1 pseudogene is annotated in these 812 nt (G+C 37.6%); it reads left to right on the forward strand.

Annotated elements, in window-relative coordinates:
• Positions 1 to 812, forward strand: a pseudogene (locus tag ABF638_RS38220) (ISKra4 family transposase); the annotation flags it as partial.

Below are 812 nucleotides of genomic sequence, written 5' to 3' on the forward strand. Positions count from 1 at the left end.
TCTAGAATATATTACGCCAGAATTAGGAATTTTTTTCTCAAAGAAGCAACAGGAACTTCATCGGGAAGAGTAAGAATAATTAAAAGTATTCTTGGAGAATTACGAGTCAGTGAGAAACAAGCACGAAAGTTAAAAATAGAAAATCATCAAAAAATCAGCCCTTACTTAGAGGAATGTTGTTTGAGAGCCAGTGCAAATTTTTCTTATGAAAATGCGGCTAAAGATATTTATAAATATATTGGTATATCGCTCTCTGCTAGCACACAACAAAGAATAGTTCAGCGGTATGAGTTTCCGGAAATAGAATGTGGACAACAGATAGAAGAAATTAGCGTGGACGGGGGTAAGGTAAGGCTTCGGACTGACATAAAAGGAGAGCCATGCATCTGGAAAGACTATAAAGCCATCTGTATCAACCAAGAAATAAAAGTAGCTAGATTGGGTGAAAATGAAGCTTTAATCGATTGGGTAAATCAACAACAGTTAGGCGACCCACTAACTTGCTTAGGTGATGGACATCCAGGAATTTGGAAAATAAGTCGACAATTTAATTGTCCAGGGGAAAGACGGGAGATTTTAGATTGGTTCCATCTCATCGAAAATCTACACAAAGTTGGTGGTTCTCTCAAGCGGCTCAAAGCTGCGGAAACTTTTCTTCTGTCTTGGAAAAGTTGATGAAACTCTCGCTCTCATCTCTCCACTTAAAGCTAAAAAAGCTCAAAATTTCTGCCAGTATTTGGAAACTCATCGGCATCGAATTGTCAATTATGATTATTATCAATCCGAAGGTATTTGTTCTATTGGTTCTGGTG

The sequence above is a fragment of the Nostoc sp. CALU 1950 genome, assembly GCF_051172895.1.
In the GTDB taxonomy this organism is placed as follows: domain Bacteria; phylum Cyanobacteriota; class Cyanobacteriia; order Cyanobacteriales; family Nostocaceae; genus Nostoc; species Nostoc edaphicum_A.